Below are 16,420 nucleotides of genomic sequence, written 5' to 3'. Positions count from 1 at the left end.
GCTGTCCAGGCTGTCCAGGCTGTCCAGGCTGGCAGCGTGGCCGCTCCGCCCGCCCGCGTTAATGTGAATGACTGTGCGGCTGGGCGTTGCCTTGATGGGCGATATCGCAATGGTCATCGTCACACGCCTGATACTCAATCTGGATGGTGGTATGGGCAATTTGATAATGATCCAGCAGATAGTGTTGGATACGCTGTAATAATGCATCGTAGTCGTGTGGGGGAATCACCTGGGCGTGCAGCGTCATTAACGGCCTTTCGCCTACTTGCCATAAATGGACATGGTGCACATCGCGTATTTCCGGAATGTCCGTCGTCAGTTTCCGTTTTAGTTGATCGATGTCGATACGGGCAGGCGTCCCCTCCAGCAGTTCGTGCACGCTCTCTTTCATCAGGCGCCAGGCACTGCGCAGCACCAGTATCGAGACTAATACCGACAGGATTGGGTCGATCGGCGTCCAGCCTGTCAACATGATAATCAACGCGGCGCCGATAGCGCCGACCGAACCCAGCAAGTCCCCCATAACATGTAACGCCGCCGCTCGAACGTTGATGTTCTTTTCGCCGCTACCGTGATGCAATAGCCACAGCGCGACCAGATTCGCAATCAAGCCGCCGATGGCAATCAGCAACATAGGTGTGCCGGCAATAGGCTGTGGAGTCTGAAAGCGCTGGATAGCCTCCCAGACGATGAATCCGGTAATCGCCAGCAGAGCTATGGCGTTGACGAACGCGGCCAGGGTGGTCAGGCGTAAATAGCCGAATGTATGCTGAACAGTCGGTTTTCGCTGAGCAAAGCGAACGGCCAGCAGCGCTACCAGTAAGGCGACTGCATCGGTGAGCATATGCCCGGCATCCGCCAGCAAGGCCAGCGAGCCGGATAGCAGCCCACCGATAGCTTCGGCGAGCATAAAGGTAGCGGTAATGGCGAAAGCCAGTTTCAGACGCTTCATGCTGTCGTGTCCGGACTGGTCGGTCGGGTGTGAATGGGCCATGGTATATCCTGTATCAGGTTGATGAATCCGATTTGACGCCGCCCGCGTCAGCCGACAAAGCCCTGGCTGATGCCTGTGATCGGCATGGCCGAGCCGTTCCCGGAGCCAATAATGGTAGCCGTAAAAACGGGTGGGCATTATTGCGCCATGTTTTAGCCGCTTGACTTATAATAGCCAGCCTGCAATATGAACGACGACGTTTTTATTTTTTCGTTTTTTACTCCGGGCAGACAGAGGGCTACCGTCTGTTGCTGCGGAGACATGGACCCATTATGAATTACCAGAATGACGATTTGAGAATTAAAGAAATTAAAGAATTGCTTCCCCCTGTTGCGTTGCTGGAGAAGTTTCCGGCCACTGAACACGCAGCACAGACCGTGTTTAATGCCCGTAATGCCATTCACAAGATCCTGAAAGGTAATGACGACCGCCTGCTGGTGGTGATTGGGCCATGTTCCATCCATGATCCGAAAGCGGCTAAAGAGTATGCCGCGCGTTTGCTGAAATTACGCGAAGAACTGCATGACGATTTAGAAGTGGTGATGCGCGTCTATTTTGAAAAGCCGCGTACGACTGTGGGTTGGAAAGGGTTGATCAACGATCCGCACATGGATAACAGCTTCCAGATCAACGATGGTCTGCGTATTGCCCGCCAGTTGCTGCTGGATATCAACGACACCGGTTTGCCGGCGGCGGGTGAGTTTCTGGATATGATCACGCCGCAGTACGTGGCGGACCTGATGAGCTGGGGGGCCATCGGCGCTCGCACCACCGAATCTCAGGTGCATCGCGAACTGGCGTCCGGCTTGTCTTGCCCGGTTGGTTTCAAGAACGGTACTGACGGCACCATCAAGGTAGCGATTGACGCCATTAATGCCGCTCGTGCGCCGCACTGTTTCCTGTCGGTAACCAAGTGGGGTCATTCGGCGATCGTTAATACCAGCGGTAACCACGACTGCCATATCATTCTGCGCGGCGGCAAAGCGCCTAACTACAGTGCGGAGCATGTGCAGGCGGTGAAAGTCGGTCTGGAAAAAGCCGGTCTGCCGACACAGGTGATGATTGATTTCAGCCATGCCAACAGCTGCAAGCAGTTTAAAAAGCAGATGGACGTTTGCGAAGATGTGTGCCGTCAGGTCGGCGGTGGCGAGCAGGCGATCATGGGCGTGATGGTGGAAAGCCATCTGGTGGAAGGTAACCAGAGCCTGGAAAGCGGCGAACCGCTGGTATATGGCAAGAGCGTCACCGATGCTTGCATCGGCTGGGATGATACCGAGAGCCTGCTGCGTCAACTGGCGGCGGCGGTGCGCCAGCGTCGCGGCTAATACCCGTTATCGTCGGCAAGAAAAAACCCGGTTAAACCGGGTTTTTTTATGGCTGAACATCACCCGAGGTATACAGGTGATGTTTGGTGTCTCGGCAATTACTTCGCTTTACCCTGATTCGCTACTGCGGCTGCTTTGGCCGCGATCTCGTCGGCATTGCCCAGATAGTAGCGTTTGATCGGTTTGAAGTTTTCGTCGAATTCGTAAACCAGCGGTACGGCGGTCGGGATATTCAGCTCCAGAATTTCTTCTTCGCTCATGTTATCCAGATATTTCACCAGCGCACGCAGTGAGTTGCCGTGAGCGGCGATGATCACGCGCTCGCCTTTTTTGATACGCGGCAGAATGTTTTCATTCCAGTACGGCACTACGCGTTCGATAGTCAGCGCCAGACTTTCGGTCAGCGGCAGCTCTTTATCGCTCAGCGACGCGTAACGCGGGTCGTGGCCTGGGAAACGTTCGTCGTCACGGGTCAGTTCCGGCGGAGTAACCGCGAAGCCGCGACGCCACAGTTTCACCTGATCGTCGCCGTATTTCTCAGCGGTTTCCGCCTTGTTCAGGCCCTGCAACGCACCGTAGTGACGTTCGTTCAGTTTCCAGCATTTTTCTACCGGCAGCCAGGCCTGATCCAACTCGTCCAGCACGTTCCACAGGGTGTGAATGGCACGTTTCAGCACAGAGGTGTAGGCAAAATCAAAGCTGAAACCTTCTTCTTTCAGCAGTTTACCTGCCTGTTTGGCTTCATTGACGCCTTTTTCGGACAGATCAACGTCCATCCAGCCGGTGAAGCGGTTTTCGTTGTTCCACTGGCTCTCACCATGTCGCACCAGTACCAGCTTAGTTACAGCCATAGCTTAACTCCTTCATATACTAAGATTTCTATGATAACTGCGCCCATTATAGGGCCGGAGAGCGGTTATCGGCAATCGCTACTCATCTGGCCGCCTGATTTATATGCCGCCATAATGGCGATAAAACAGGCGGCTTTATCGTTTCAGCTTGTCTGTTTATCCACCGAATTTCGATGAAGCAACAAAAACAGCGCCGGAATCACCAACATGGATAGCAACGGCGCGCTGACCATGCCGCCGACCATTGGCGCCGCGATGCGCTGCATGATTTCCGAACCGGTGCCGCCGCCCCACATGATCGGCAGCAGCCCGGCCATGATGGTGGCGACGGTCATCATTTTCGGGCGCACGCGCAACACCGCGCCTTCACGGATGGCGGCCGTCAACTGCTCGTTGGTCAGCGCCTGTCCCGGCCGGCGATGTTTTTCCACTGCGTGATTCAGGTACAACAGCATGATCACGCCAAATTCCGCCGCCACCCCGGCCAGCGCGATGAACCCTACCGCACCGGCGACAGATAAATTATAGCCGAGCAGATACAACAGCCAGACGCCGCCGATCAGCGCAAACGGTAGTGTACCCATAATCAGCAGCGCGTCTTTGATCTGGCCGAAAGTCACGTACAGCAGAATGAAAATAATCAGCAGCGTGAAGGGCACCACCAGCTTCATGGTTTCCGTCGCTCGCTCCAGATATTCGAACTGACCGGACCAGCTAACCGAAACGCCCTGCGGCAGAGTGACTTGCTGCGCTACCTGGCGTTGCATCTCCTCCACGGCGGATTTCAGGTCGCGCCCGCGCAGGTCGACATAAATCCAGTCGGACAGGCGGCCGTTTTCGCTTTTCAACATCGGCGGCCCTTCGCTGACGCGTACCTCGGCCAGATCGGAGAGCGTCAGGCGCGCACCGCTTTGCGTCACCACCGGCAGATTTTTCACTGCGTCTATTGAGTCACGAATTTCCCGCGGGTAACGCACGTTGATCGGGTAACGCTGGCGGCCTTCCAGCGTTTCGCCGATGTTTTCCCCGCCGATCAGTGTCGCGACCATCGACTGCAACTCCTGCACCGATACGCCGTAGCGGGCGGCCCGCCGCCGGTCGATATCGATGTCGATATAGCGCCCGCCCGCCAGCCGTTCCGCCAGTGCCGACGTCACGCCGGGTACGCGTTTCACCACCTGTTCTATCTGTGCCGCCACTTGTTCGATGTCATGTAGATTGTCGCCGTTCACCTTGATGCCGACCGGGCTTTTGATGCCGGTCGCCAGCATGTCGAGCCGGTTGCGGATCGGCGGCACCCAGACATTGGCGATGCCGGGAAGGTTGACGGTTTGATCCAGTTCGGCTACCAGTGTGTCCATGGTCATTCCCGGCCGCCACTGTTCCCGCGGTTTGAGACGGATGGTGGTTTCCAGCATGGTCAGCGGCGCCGGGTCGGTGGCGCTATCGGCACGACCGGCCTTGCCGAATACGCTTGCTACTTCCGGTACGGTTTTGATCAGACGGTCGGTTTGCTGTAATAACCGCGCCGCTTCGCGTGGCGAAATGCCGGGCAGGGTGGAAGGCATATACAACAGGTCGCCTTCGTCCAGCGGCGGCATGAATTCGCTGCCGAGACGAGCAAGCGGGAACAACGTCAGCGCCAGCAGTGCCAGCGAAACAGCCAGCGTGGTTTTAGGAAACCGCAGCACCTGCTGTAAAATCGGTTGATACAGGGCTATCAGCCAGCGGTTGAGCGGGTTGGCCTGCTCGTCGGGAATACGGCCGCGCACGAAATACCCCATCAGCACCGGCACCAGCGTAATGCCAAGGCCGGCAGATACCGCCATCGCGTAGGTTTTGGTGAACGCCAGCGGCGAGAACAGGCGGCCTTCCTGTGCTTCCAGTGAGAACACCGGGATAAACGACAGCGTAATGATCAACAGGCTGCAAAACAGAGCCGGCCCCACTTCCGTCGCTGCCTGCGTGGCGAGTTGCCACCAGGTGGCGTTATCCGGTTCGCGGTCCGGGTGTTGATGCCGCCACTGTTCGACCACCTTGTGCATGTTTTCGATCATCACAATCGCTGCGTCCACCATGGCGCCGATAGCGATGGCGATCCCGCCCAACGACATGATATTGGCGTTGATACCCTGATGGCGCATGATGATAAACGCGCCCAGAATCCCCAGCGGCAGGCTGATGATCGCCACCAGCGAAGAGCGGAAGTGAAACAGGAACAACGAGCACACCAACGCCACCACCACGAACTCTTCCAGCAGTTTGTGGCTAAGGGTGGTGATGGCGCGTTCGATGAGCGATGAGCGATCGTAAGTGGTGACGATCTCCACCCCGGCGGGCAGGCTTTGGCGAACCTGTTGTAAGCGGGCGTGTACCGCACGCAGCGTTTCCAGCGCGTTTTTGCCGGAGCGCATCACAATCACGCCGCCCGCCACTTCGCCTTCGCCGTTAAGCTCGGCAATACCACGGCGCATTTCCGGGCCTTGTCGTAAGGTCGCGACATCCTGCAATAGCACCGGGATACCGTCGCGCCGACCGATCGCCACGTTGAGAAAGTCTTCCGTTTTCAGCAGATACCCGGAAGTTCGCACCATGTACTCCGCTTCACCCAGCTCGATAACCGAACCGCCGCTCTCCTGATTGGCCGCCCGCAGCGCGTCGATCACCTGCTGGTGCGTGACGTTAAGGGCACGCAGCCGTTCCGGATTCAGCACCACTTGATATTGGCGCACCATGCCGCCGATGCTGGCGACTTCCGCCACATTGGGCACGGTTTTCAGCTCATATTTCAGCAGCCAATCCTGAATCGCACGCAGGTCCGCCAGGCTGTGCCGGCCGCTGCGATCGACCAGCGCGTACTCGTAGATCCAACCGACCCCGGTAGCGTCCGGCCCCAGCGAGGCTTTTGCCTCAGTGGGCAGGGTGGATTGCACTTGACTCAGATACTCCAGTACGCGGGAGCGCGCCCAGTACGGGTCGGTGCCATCCTCGAACAAGACGTAAACATAGGCGTCGCCGAACATGGAAAAGCCGCGCACGGTTTTCGCGCCGGGCACCGACAGCATGGTGGTAGTCAGCGGATAGGTCACCTGATTTTCCACCACTTGCGGTGCCTTGCCGGGATAACTGACCCGGATGATCACCTGTACGTCGGAGAGGTCCGGCAGGGCATCCAGCGGCGTTTTCTGTAGTGAAATGACGCCCCAACCGGCCATCAGCAGCGTGGCTACCAGTACCAGAAAACGGTTTTGGATCGACCAGCGAATCACCGAAGCGATCATAAGTGACCTCCGTGGGGGGGAACGGCGACGGGCTGGATAGCCAGCAGGCGCGCACCGTTGTCATCCAGACGGAAACGAAATGTCACCGTCATGCCCGGCTGGAGGGTTACAGGCAGTGCGTCACCATCGAAAGTGAAATCCATGGTCATCGGCGGCCAGTCCAGTGCCGGTACGGCGTCGTGAGCGAGAGTGACCTGTTTGCCGTTGATGGCTTTGATCACGCCGTTGGTTTGGTAATCGCCGGCGTGCGTCGTTGTTGATGCGGGACCTTTGTCCTGAATTTTGTCCTGAACTTTGTCCTGAACACTACTGTCGCTAAACGCAGTCAACGCACTGCGCAGGCTGGCCTCGGAGTCGATCAGGAATTGGCCGGAGATAACCACTTTGTCGCCGTCGTTAAGCCCGGAGCGGATTTCTGCCCAACCTTCCTGAATGACGCCGACTTCAACCGGGCGTGGGGTGAAATAGCCCTGACCGTCGCTCAGCAATACCCGGTTCTGCCGGCTGCTGACCAACAGCGCCTGTTGCGGCACCATCAGCGTCTGGCGGGCGGTACCGGCGGCGAGCCGTGTCGTTAGGTACATACCGGGTTTGAGGCGTTGCCGGCGGTTGTCCAGCACCACGCGGGCTTTCAGCGTACGGGTGGCCGTGTCGAGCTGCGGCAACAGTTCGGCAATACGGCCCCGAAAGGTGTCGTCCGGCCAACTGTCGCTGATGGCGAGCATCTCGTCGCCGATATGCAACGCTGCCGCCTGTGCGGCCGGATACTCCACTTCAACCCACACTGGGTCGAGGCTGGCCAGCTCAAACAGCGGTTGCGCCGGGGTCAACTGAGTACCGGTACGCACATCCAGCCGGTTGATGTAGCCGTTCTCCGGGGCGGTGATGGTCAGCCGTGGTTGCGGTTTGCCGCTACGCTCCACCTGACGGATCACGCTTTCCGGCATGAACATCAACGCCAGCTTTTGTCGCGCGGCCTGGTTGAGTTCTGGGTCTCCCAACTGGCGTACCGCCAGATACTCTTGCTGAGCCGCCGCCCAGCTCGGGTTCCACAGCACCGCCAGCGTCTGGCCTTTCTGCACCGGCTGTTGCACCGCGCTGACGTTAAGTTGCTCGACCACGCCGCCGCTGGGGGCAACCAGTGTACGCAGCGTGCGTTCATTGAGCGCTACGGTGCCGTAACCGATCGCCTGAGGTCGCAGTTCACGGCGCTCCGCCTGGGCGGTACGCACGCCAAGATTCTGTTGCTGGCGCGGGCTGACCGTCACGCCGCCGTTATCCTGCACTTCATCGGCGTAACGCGGCGTCAGCGGCATATCCATAAACGGCGATTTGCCGGGCTGATCGAAGCGTTTGTCCGGCACCATTGGATCATACCAATAGAGAACCTTGCGACCGCCGTTGGCGTCGGGGGTTGCGGCGGTGACATGGGGCGAGGTCGTGCGGCTGCCGCTGTAATACCCGGCCGCCGCCGCGGCCAGCGCCACCATCGTCAGGCTGACAAGAAAAGTTCGGTTCATTTTGCAGCGGTTCCTTGTGGCATCAGATAACGGAGATTGGCCCACAGCGCCGCCATGTCGCGGGCGGCGTTCTGGGCGGCGATGCGGCTGTCCAGCAACGCGCGGCGCGCTTCCAGCACGCCGGCCAGATCACTGCTGCCGCTCTGATATTGGCTTTGCAGCAGCCGAATACGTTGTTGCTGTAGCGGTAACACCTCGTCGTTCTGGCGGCGCCAGCGTGACTGAGCGGCTTGATATTGCGCCAGCAGGGTATCGAGCTGCGCCCGATGTTCCCGCTGGGCCAGCGCAACCCGGTCGCGGGCTTCCATGCTGCGCGCGACGTCGGCGGCGTGATCTTTGTCCTGCCTGCTGGACTGGAACAGCGGTAAATCCATGCTGATCTCAACGCCTGCCATGTCGTCGAAATTGTTGCCGCGACGGCCGTAATAGACTTCAACGCCGACATCCGGAATGGCCGCAACCGCGGATTGCGCCGCCCGAGCCTGTGCCAACCGGGTTTCCTGTTCGGCCAGGGCGATTTCCGGGTGGTGATCGATAGCGGCGTACAACACCGTCGGTTCGGCAGGCAGGCGCTCGAAGCGGGGCAACGGCCCTTGTGTGGCGACATCGGCGATGCCGGTCAGCCGGGTGAGTCGGGTTTGTGCGACGGCGACATCCCGGGTGGCGTCCGCCAGCCGATCCTGCATGGCGGAGAGCGTCAGCCGGGCGTCCAGCACCCGGGCTGATTCGCCACCGGCTGCTACGCCGGCTTTTTGAACGGCTATCTGACGCTGGCTTTCCTGCACCAGCGCGGCAACGTCTTGCAGTGTCTGGCGGGAGAGCGCCAGTTCCAGCCAGGCCTGGGCGGTATCGCGTTGCAACTGGGCGCGCAGAGCGTCGCTATTGCCACGCACGGTGTCGGCTTCCGCCTGAATGGTTTGCGCTTTACGTTCGCGCTTGGTGGCGCTGACGTAAGTCTGCATGATGCCGACGCGTTGCATGGTCATGCCTTCGCGTGTCAGGCGCTGGTTGTTATTACCGCCGAGCGGTACGTTTTCGATGCCGTATTTCAGTTGTGGGTCCGGCAGTTGTGTGGCAGCGTCGGCCATGTTTTGCAGCGCGTTCATCCGGTGCTGGTTGGCGGACAGATCGGCGGAGTACTGTTCCGCCGCCTGTAGCGCGCCATCCAGATCCAGCGCTGCCGCAAATGACGCGGCAGGCAGCCACAACAACATCGCCAGCCACGCGCGCGGAGCGCGGAGCGTGCATGTAGGCATGGTGGTCTCCGGTTAGTGTTGCTGCGGTGTGATGTCGGTCAGGGTGTAGCCGTCCGCACGTTGCACGAAGCTGAAACTGACCGTGCTGCCCAGCGGCAGCGACGCCCGGTTATCGTTCGCCGGCAGGCGGAAGGTCATGGTCATCGCCGGCCAGCGCAGGGCGGGAATGGCCTCATGCGCCAGCGTAACGCCGCTGGCGTTCCACTGCTTGACGATGCCGGTGGAGTGGTAGACCGTTGCGGATTCGGCAGGCGCAGGCGACATACCGTTATGGTTCATGTCGCCCGTCATCGAATGAGACATACCGTTCATCTCGCCGGTCATGGTGTGGTGCTGAGGCTGTTCGGCCAGCAGTGAAGTGGAGAACAACAAAGTGGTGGTGACCACGAAAAAAGTGGCGATGGCCACGAAAAATGTACGCATGATAATAGCTCCATAAATACGATAAATAACAAGTTGTTGTGCAAAAACGCACGAAGTTGTTTATCGCGGAAGCTATTCTCTGAATCGGCAAAAACGGATTTCGGCCGGCGGGCCGGCGACAGGCGGCGTAAACCAACGGTTGCTGCCGGCGGTGACGGGTTCCGGCGGCTGCGCCGGCAGGAGTTCGCTGCTGACCGGCAGCGCCAGTAGCGATAACGACGGTAAATCCGGGCTGGCGGTGTCGGGCTGACAATGTTTTTCACACAGCGGGCTGACGCCGGTGGTAGCTTGGATGGCATCAGCGGCCGGCATATCGGGCATGACGGCGTCGGGCTGCATACGGTGCGCATCGTGCTGAATACTGACCGGTGCGGCGGTAACGGCGAGATTGCAGCGATGGCCTGCCACCGCCAGTTGAGCATTCAACAGCAGCCAGCAGAGCGCCAACATCCAGCCCCATCTGCTTTTGTAGCGCAGATGCCGCAGGCTGAGTGGATGATGGCGCGAGGCTGTCATGAAGTGAATATCCTTATAAAAAGTGCGTCCAGTGTAAGAGGCGCAGTCCGCGCCGGACAAGCAGGAATTTGCACAGATTTGTAAAGAGCCGGCGGTGCCGGCCCGGCTCTTTGGTGTGCGTCAGTCCGGTTGGCTGACGCTAAATGCGTACCGGGTGAGCGAGCGATAGCGTTTGCCGGGTTTCAGCCAGCAGTCGGGCTGCGGCCAGTCCGGGTGGTTGGGGCTATCCGGCAGAAATTCGCTTTCCAGCGCCAGCCCGGCGTGGTTGGTATAAGGCGACCCGTCGCGCGATGGTGTGTCGGCCAGAAAGTTACCGCTGTAGAGCTGCAACGCCGGTGCGCTGGTGTAGACCTGCATCTGTATTTTTCCGTCCGCCGACCACAGGCTGGCGGCCGGGCTTTCAGCGGAGCCGCCGGTGCGATGCAACAAAAAAGCGTGGTCATAGCCGCGCACGGCTTGCTGGTCGGCATCGGACAGAAAATCCTGCATCAGGGTTTTCGGCTGACGAAAGTCAAAACTGCTGTTCGCGACTTCCTGCAACGCCTCGCCGGGAATGCCATCCTGATTCACCGGCAGATAGTAATCCGCCATCAGTTGTAGCCGATGATGACGAACATCGGTGGGCTCGCCGTCAAGGTTAAAATAGGCATGGTTGGTCAGGCATACCGGGCAGGGCTGGTCCACTTCGGCCTGATACTCGATGTCCAGCGTGTTCTGGTCGGTCAGTTGGTAACTGACCTGCGCCGTCAGCGCGCCGGGAAAGCCCTGATCGCCGTCCGGCGAATGCAACTGGTAGGTGACTTGAGCATCGCTCTGTTGCAGTACCTGCCAGCGCCGGGCGTGGAAGCCGTCTGGGCCGCCATGTAACTGGTGCGGCCCTTGGTTGGCTGTCAGCCGGATGAGCGTATCGCCCTGACGCAGGGTGGCGTTGGCGATGCGGTTAGCGTAGCGCCCGACCGACGCGCCCAGATAAGCGGCCTGATGCGGATACTGTTCGGGCGCGCAGCCCAGCAGCACTTCACGCGTTGCGCCGCCAGGCAGCGGCAACAGGCAAGAGAGCCAGGCGGCTCCCCAATCCATCAGCGTTACCTGTGTACCGTGGCGGTTTTGCAGTACGGTCAACCGAAATGGCTGACCATCCGGTGCGAGCGCCGTTTGCGGCGCACGCGGTTCAACTGGGTCATTCGACATAACCGGCTCCTGGCGAGGCCTGGCAGACGTAACAGGTCGGTTGTAATCCGGTTTTCGCCGGATACTCCCGCATCACGGCATTTTGCACCGCGGTGACATGCTGTTGTGGGATCAGCGCCACGATACAACCGCCAAATCCGCCGCCGGTCATGCGCACGCCGCCTTCATCGCCGATTACCGCTTTGACTATCTCCACCAGCGTATCGATCGGCGGCACCGTGATTTCGAAATCATCCCGCATTGAGACGTGGGAGGCGGCCATCAGTTCGCCCATCTGGCGCAGGTCGCCCCGCGTCAGCGCATCGGCTGCCGCCAGCGTGCGGGCGTTTTCGGTAATGATATGACGTGCGCGGCGTGCCACGACTTCATCCAGACCGGCTACTTTGGCGGCGAAATCGGCCTCGCTGACGTCACGCAGCGCTTTAACCTGAAAATGGCGTGCGGCGGCTTCGCACTGCTGGCGGCGCGTGTTGTACTCGCTATCCACCAGACCGCGTTTGACGTTGGAATTGATGATCATCACCGCTACGTTGTCCGGCATCGACACCGCACGCGTTTCCAGCGAACGGCAGTCGATCAACAACGCGTGGCCGCGTTGGCCTTGTGCTGAAATCATCTGGTCCATAATGCCGCAGTTACAACCGACGAACTGGTTCTCCGCTTCCTGGCCGTTGAGCGCCAGCGCTACATTGTCCAGCGGTAGCTGATACAGCGCTTGAATCGCCTTGCCGACCGCCACTTCCAGCGACGCCGACGAACTCAGACCCGCGCCCTGCGGCACGTCGCCGCTTATCACCAGATCCGCGCCGCCAAAGGCATCGCTGCGGTTTTTCAGATGCTTGATGACGCCGCGCACATAGTTCGCCCACTGCCACTGCGAGTGATGTTCGATCGGTGCGTCCAGCGAAAATTGATCCTGCTGGCTGTCGTAGTCCACCGCAATCACCCGGATTTGCCGGTCATCGCGCGGGGCGGCGCTGATGGTGGTGGAATAGTTGATGGCGCAAGGCAGCACAAAACCATCGTTGTAGTCGGTATGTTCGCCTATCAGGTTGACCCGGCCCGGAGCCTGCACGGTAAGGGCTGCCGGGTAACCGAACTGTTGCTGGAAAACCGCCTGGGTGCGTGCTGATAAGGTCATGCCTGAACTCCTGAATCACGAGAGTGACTGTCGTCACGGTAATGAATATCGCTGACGGCGCGCAGCCGTTCAGCCGCCTGCTCGGCGGTCAAATCACGCTGGGTTTCCGCCAGCATTTCATAGCCGACCATGAACTTACGCACGGTAGCGGAACGCAGCAGCGGCGGATAAAAATGCGCGTGTAACTGCCAGTGTGGGTGGTCGCCGTCGGTAAACGGGGCGCCGTGCCAGCCCATGGAATAAGGGAATGAGGTCTGGAACAGGTTGTCGTAGCGGCTGGTGAGCTGCTTCAGCGCCAGCGCCAGATCCTGTCGCTGTGCTGCGGTGACATCCGGCAGGCGCAGGGTGTGGGCTTTGGGCAATAACAGCGTTTCGAACGGCCAGGCCGCCCAATAGGGCACCACCGCCAGCCAATGCTCGGTTTCCACCACATGGCGCGCGCCATCCTGCAATTCGCGTTGCAGGTAGTCCACCAGCAGCGGTGAACCGTATTGTCGGAAGTATTCGCGTTGCAGTCGATCTTCCCGTTCCGCTTCGTTGGGCAGGAAATCGTTGGCCCAAATCTGGCCGTGCGGATGCGGGTTGGAACAGCCCATCGCCGCCCCTTTGTTTTCAAACACCTGTACCCACGGGTAGGTTTTCCCCAGCTCGGCGCTCTGCTGCTGCCAGGTGGCGACCACTTGCTCCAGCGCGCCGAGCGACAGCTCCGGCAGGGTTTTGTTGTGATCCGGCGAAAAGCAGATCACCCGGCTGGTGCCGCGTGCGCTCTGGCAGCGCATCAGTGGATCGTGACTTTCCGGTGCGGCCGGGGTATCCGACATCAGGGCGGCGAAGTCGTTGGTGAAAACAAAGGTGCCCTGATAATCCGGGTTGGTATCACCGGTGACCCGTTCGTTGCCGGGGCAGAGAAAGCAACTGGGATCATGCGAGGGTAACGGATCGCTCGACACGCTTTCCTGCTGCCCTTGCCACGGACGTTTGGCGCGGTGCGGCGACACCAGTACCCACTGGCCGGTCAGCGGGTTGTAGCGACGATGCGGATGTTCAACGGGATCAAAGTACGCCATGGGGATACCTTCTGTGTTATCGAAACCACGTCTGCCATTGAAACGTGGTTTCCGGGAAAAGAGTACGGGCTGAAAACGGGGCTCCCCCCGTGTTAATCAGTCTGAAAAGCCATTCGGATGGCGGGATTGCCAGCGCCAGGTATCGGCGGCCATCTCATCCAGCGTCAGGCTGACGCGCCAGTTAAGTTCGCGAGCGGCTTTTTCCGCGTCGGCCCAGTAAGCGGGCAGGTCGCCGTCGCGGCGGGGCGCAAAATGATACGGCAGCGGCTTGCCGCAGGCGCGGCTGAAGGCTTCCACCACTTGCAGCACGCTGTAGCCGACGCCGGCGCCGAGGTTGTAGGTGTGTACGCCGGGTTTGCCGTGCAGAGTATTCATGGCGGCGACATGACCATCGGCCAAATCCACCACGTGGATGTAGTCTCGCACGCCGGTGCCGTCGACGGTCGGGTAATCATTACCGAAAATCGCCAGCGAGTCGCGGCGGCCTACCGCCACCTGCGCAATGTAAGGCATCAGGTTGTTGGGCACGCCCTGCGGGTCTTCGCCCATCTCACCCGACGGGTGCGCGCCCACCGGGTTAAAGTAGCGCAGCAGCACCACGCTCCAGTCCGGCTCCGCGCGCTGCAAATCCTGCAGGATCTGCTCTACCATCAGTTTGCTGCGGCCATACGGGCTGGCGGGGGTGCCGGTGGGGAAGCTTTCCTGGTACGGGATTTGCGGCTGGTCGCCGTAGACGGTGGCGGAAGAGCTGAAAATCAGTGTCTTAACGCCGGCGTGTTTCATGGCTTCCACCAGCGTCAGCGTGCCGTAGACATTGTTATCGTAATAACTGATGGGTTCGCGTACCGATTCGCCCACCGCTTTCAGGCCGGCGAAGTGGATCACGGCACCGATATCGTGCTCGGCAAAAATCGTCTGCAACAGGCTGCCGTCGCGGATATCGCCCTGATAAAACACCGGCGTTTGCCCGCTGACGTGGGCAATGGCTTTTACTACGCTGGCTTTACTGTTGCACAGGTTGTCGAGAATAACCGGCTGATGACCGGCGGCGATCAGTTGCACACAGGTATGACTTCCTATGTAACCGCTACCACCTGTAACCAATACTTTCATAATGACCTCTGTTGCAGAAAACTGATTGGAAAAATAGCATGACCGTGGCGGGAAAAAGGTGATCAACGCCGTAAATAGCGATAATTAAGGCTGTCGGCTCACTTTCCACCTGTTCCCTGAGTGGTGAACGACCAGCATAGCGCGATGTGGCGTCGAGTGAAATACGTTACATTTTTCGTGGTAACGTTATCACTAAAGTGTCCATTGCTGCGGGTAAGGCGACGGTTTCGCCTGAAGCGAAACCGTGAGTGAGCGTGTCAGCGGCTTTCCGTCAGGTAACGGTAGCCGTCGCCGTCGGCGACGAACGTGAGACGATGGGTAATGCAATCCGGCGCGTCTTGCGCATGGTGGGAAACAAACAACAGTTGGGTGTGTCCCTGACCGATCAAAATATCCAGCCAGCGCCGGATAAGCTGGCGGTTGAGCGGGTCTAATCCTTGTAGCGGTTCGTCCAGAATCAGCAAGGCCGGGTGTTTCACCAGCGCACGCACAATCAGCGCCAGCCGTTGTTGCCCCCAGGAGAGTGACTGAAACGGGGCATCGGCCACGCTGTCCGGTAGCCCGAGCAGCGCCAACCATTGGGCGGCGAGAAAACGCTGGCGATCGGATACCGCCTGATATATGCCGATGGAATCGAAAAACCCGGACAGGATCACGTTGCGCAGGCTGGTGCTGACGCGGTACTCCAGATGCAGGCTGCTGCTGACATAGCCGATGTGACGCTTGATGTCCCAGATGGTTTCGCCGCTGCCGCGCCGACGGCCAAACAGCGTCAGGTCGTTGCTGTAGCCCTGCGGGTGGTCGCCGGTTACCAGGCTGAGCAGGGTGGACTTACCCGCGCCGTTCGGCCCGACGATTTGCCAGTGCTGGCCCGGCAGCACTTCCCAGCTTAAATCGTCGAGAATGCGGCGATCGTTGTAGCTCACCACGCCATGCAGCAGCCGAATACGGGGTTGATCCGGCGGCAAAAGGGGGGATTGTTGCGGGTCTTCCGCTTCCGGCAATGCGCTATCGACCAGCGTTTCGCTGTGTGCCAGTTGCGATACCAGCGCATCGGATAAAATCGCTTCACGTGCGCCTTGCCGGGTCAGGGTACAGTCCGCCAGCACGCCGACCTGGCCGATAAAGTCCGGAATATCTTCAAAGCGGTTGAGGATCAGCACCAGCGCTTGCCCTTGCGCCGCCAGCGACGCCAACAGTTCGGTCAACTGCGCGCGTGAGGCGACGTCCAGCCCGTCGAACGGCTCGTCAAGAATCAGCAGGTCCGGCTGCGCCATCAGCGCCTGACACAGCATGGTTTTGCGGGTTTCGCCGGTAGAGAGGTATTTGAAGCGCCGGTTTAATAAATGGGCGATGCCGAATTGCGCGGCCAATCGGTCGCAGCGTTCGGCGTCGTGTACGCTGTCCTGAATCACTTCAGCGGCGGTGCGCCCGGTGTCGTCTTCATCGGCGCTTAGCATATCCGTATTGTTGCGCTGCCACTCCAGCGACACCAACTGTTGTAACTGTTCGAAGGAGAGACGCGCCACGCGCTGAAAGTCACACCGGCGTTGCCCCGATAGCAGCAGTAATTCGCCACAGAGTGCGCGCGCCAACGCCGATTTTCCACTGCCGTTGGCGCCGACGAACGCCCAGCATTGTTCCTGATGTAGCTTGAGTTCATCCAGACGCATCATCCGGGTGTCGCTTAACCGGAACTGCGCCTGCTGGATGTGCAGCAATGACATGATGATTCCCTTTAC

Annotated in this window: 13 protein-coding genes; 1 reads left to right on the top strand and 12 read right to left on the bottom strand. The window is 59.5% G+C overall.

Annotation, left to right across the window (positions count from 1 at the left end; all coding sequences use genetic code 11):
* Positions 1-58: 58 nt before the first annotated feature.
* Complete coding sequence (zitB, locus tag FDP13_RS19020) at positions 59-994, bottom strand: CDF family zinc transporter ZitB (RefSeq protein ID WP_143840156.1); 936 nt, start codon at positions 992-994, stop codon at positions 59-61.
* Between the two features lie 272 nt (positions 995-1,266).
* Between zitB and aroG the strand changes: the two genes are divergently transcribed.
* Positions 1,267-2,319, top strand: a complete 1,053-nt coding sequence (gene aroG, locus FDP13_RS19015) for a 3-deoxy-7-phosphoheptulonate synthase AroG (protein ID WP_143840155.1) — start codon at positions 1,267-1,269, stop codon at positions 2,317-2,319.
* 98 nt (positions 2,320-2,417) lie between these two features.
* Here aroG and gpmA read toward each other — a convergent pair whose 3' ends face one another.
* The 11 genes from gpmA to modF all read right to left on the bottom strand — a co-directional run bounded on the left by gpmA (position 2,418) and on the right by modF (position 16,405).
* A complete protein-coding gene (gene gpmA / locus FDP13_RS19010; protein WP_012770570.1) occupies positions 2,418-3,170 on the bottom strand; it encodes a 2,3-diphosphoglycerate-dependent phosphoglycerate mutase in 753 nt (250 codons plus the stop codon).
* Between the two features lie 143 nt (positions 3,171-3,313).
* Positions 3,314-6,451, bottom strand: coding sequence for an efflux RND transporter permease subunit (locus FDP13_RS19005; protein ID WP_012770569.1), 3,138 nt, complete (start codon positions 6,449-6,451; stop codon positions 3,314-3,316).
* Positions 6,448-7,971, bottom strand: a complete 1,524-nt coding sequence (locus FDP13_RS19000) for an efflux RND transporter periplasmic adaptor subunit (RefSeq protein WP_143840154.1) — start codon at positions 7,969-7,971, stop codon at positions 6,448-6,450. Before FDP13_RS19000 ends, FDP13_RS19005 begins: the two co-directional genes overlap by 4 nt.
* The gene (locus FDP13_RS18995; protein ID WP_143840153.1) at positions 7,968-9,227 is read right to left on the bottom strand and encodes a TolC family protein; all 1,260 of its coding nucleotides are present in this window, start codon (positions 9,225-9,227) and stop codon (positions 7,968-7,970) included. The genes FDP13_RS19000 and FDP13_RS18995 overlap by 4 nt, the downstream gene beginning before the upstream one ends.
* A 12-nt stretch (positions 9,228-9,239) precedes the next feature.
* Positions 9,240-9,650: a copper-binding protein gene (locus tag FDP13_RS18990; protein ID WP_012770566.1), complete on the bottom strand. Its 411-nt coding sequence runs from the start codon at positions 9,648-9,650 to the stop codon at positions 9,240-9,242.
* Positions 9,651-9,722: 72 nt separating this feature from the next.
* Complete coding sequence (locus tag FDP13_RS18985) at positions 9,723-10,166, bottom strand: hypothetical protein (RefSeq protein ID WP_033575578.1); 444 nt, start codon at positions 10,164-10,166, stop codon at positions 9,723-9,725.
* Between the two features lie 120 nt (positions 10,167-10,286).
* Complete coding sequence (gene galM / locus FDP13_RS18980; RefSeq protein ID WP_143840152.1) at positions 10,287-11,357, bottom strand: galactose-1-epimerase; 1,071 nt, start codon at positions 11,355-11,357, stop codon at positions 10,287-10,289.
* The gene (galK, locus tag FDP13_RS18975) at positions 11,347-12,498 is read right to left on the bottom strand and encodes a galactokinase (RefSeq protein ID WP_027712697.1); all 1,152 of its coding nucleotides are present in this window, start codon (positions 12,496-12,498) and stop codon (positions 11,347-11,349) included. Before galK ends, galM begins: the two co-directional genes overlap by 11 nt.
* Positions 12,495-13,565 carry a galactose-1-phosphate uridylyltransferase gene (galT, locus tag FDP13_RS18970; RefSeq protein ID WP_143840151.1) on the bottom strand — a complete coding sequence of 357 codons (1,071 nt, stop codon included), beginning with the start codon at positions 13,563-13,565 and terminating at the stop codon, positions 12,495-12,497. The genes galK and galT overlap by 4 nt, the downstream gene beginning before the upstream one ends.
* Positions 13,566-13,661: 96 nt before the next feature.
* Positions 13,662-14,678, bottom strand: a complete 1,017-nt coding sequence (gene galE / locus FDP13_RS18965; protein ID WP_033575574.1) for a UDP-glucose 4-epimerase GalE — start codon at positions 14,676-14,678, stop codon at positions 13,662-13,664.
* 257 nt (positions 14,679-14,935) lie between these two features.
* Entirely contained in the window at positions 14,936-16,405 is a 1,470-nt protein-coding gene (modF, locus tag FDP13_RS18960) for a molybdate ABC transporter ATP-binding protein ModF (protein WP_143840150.1), read from the bottom strand.
* Positions 16,406-16,420 lie beyond the last annotated feature (15 nt).

Source organism: Dickeya sp. ws52 (assembly GCF_007210685.1).
Lineage (GTDB): Bacteria > Pseudomonadota > Gammaproteobacteria > Enterobacterales > Enterobacteriaceae > Dickeya > Dickeya chrysanthemi.
This window is presented reverse-complemented; position numbering and strand designations above follow the sequence as displayed.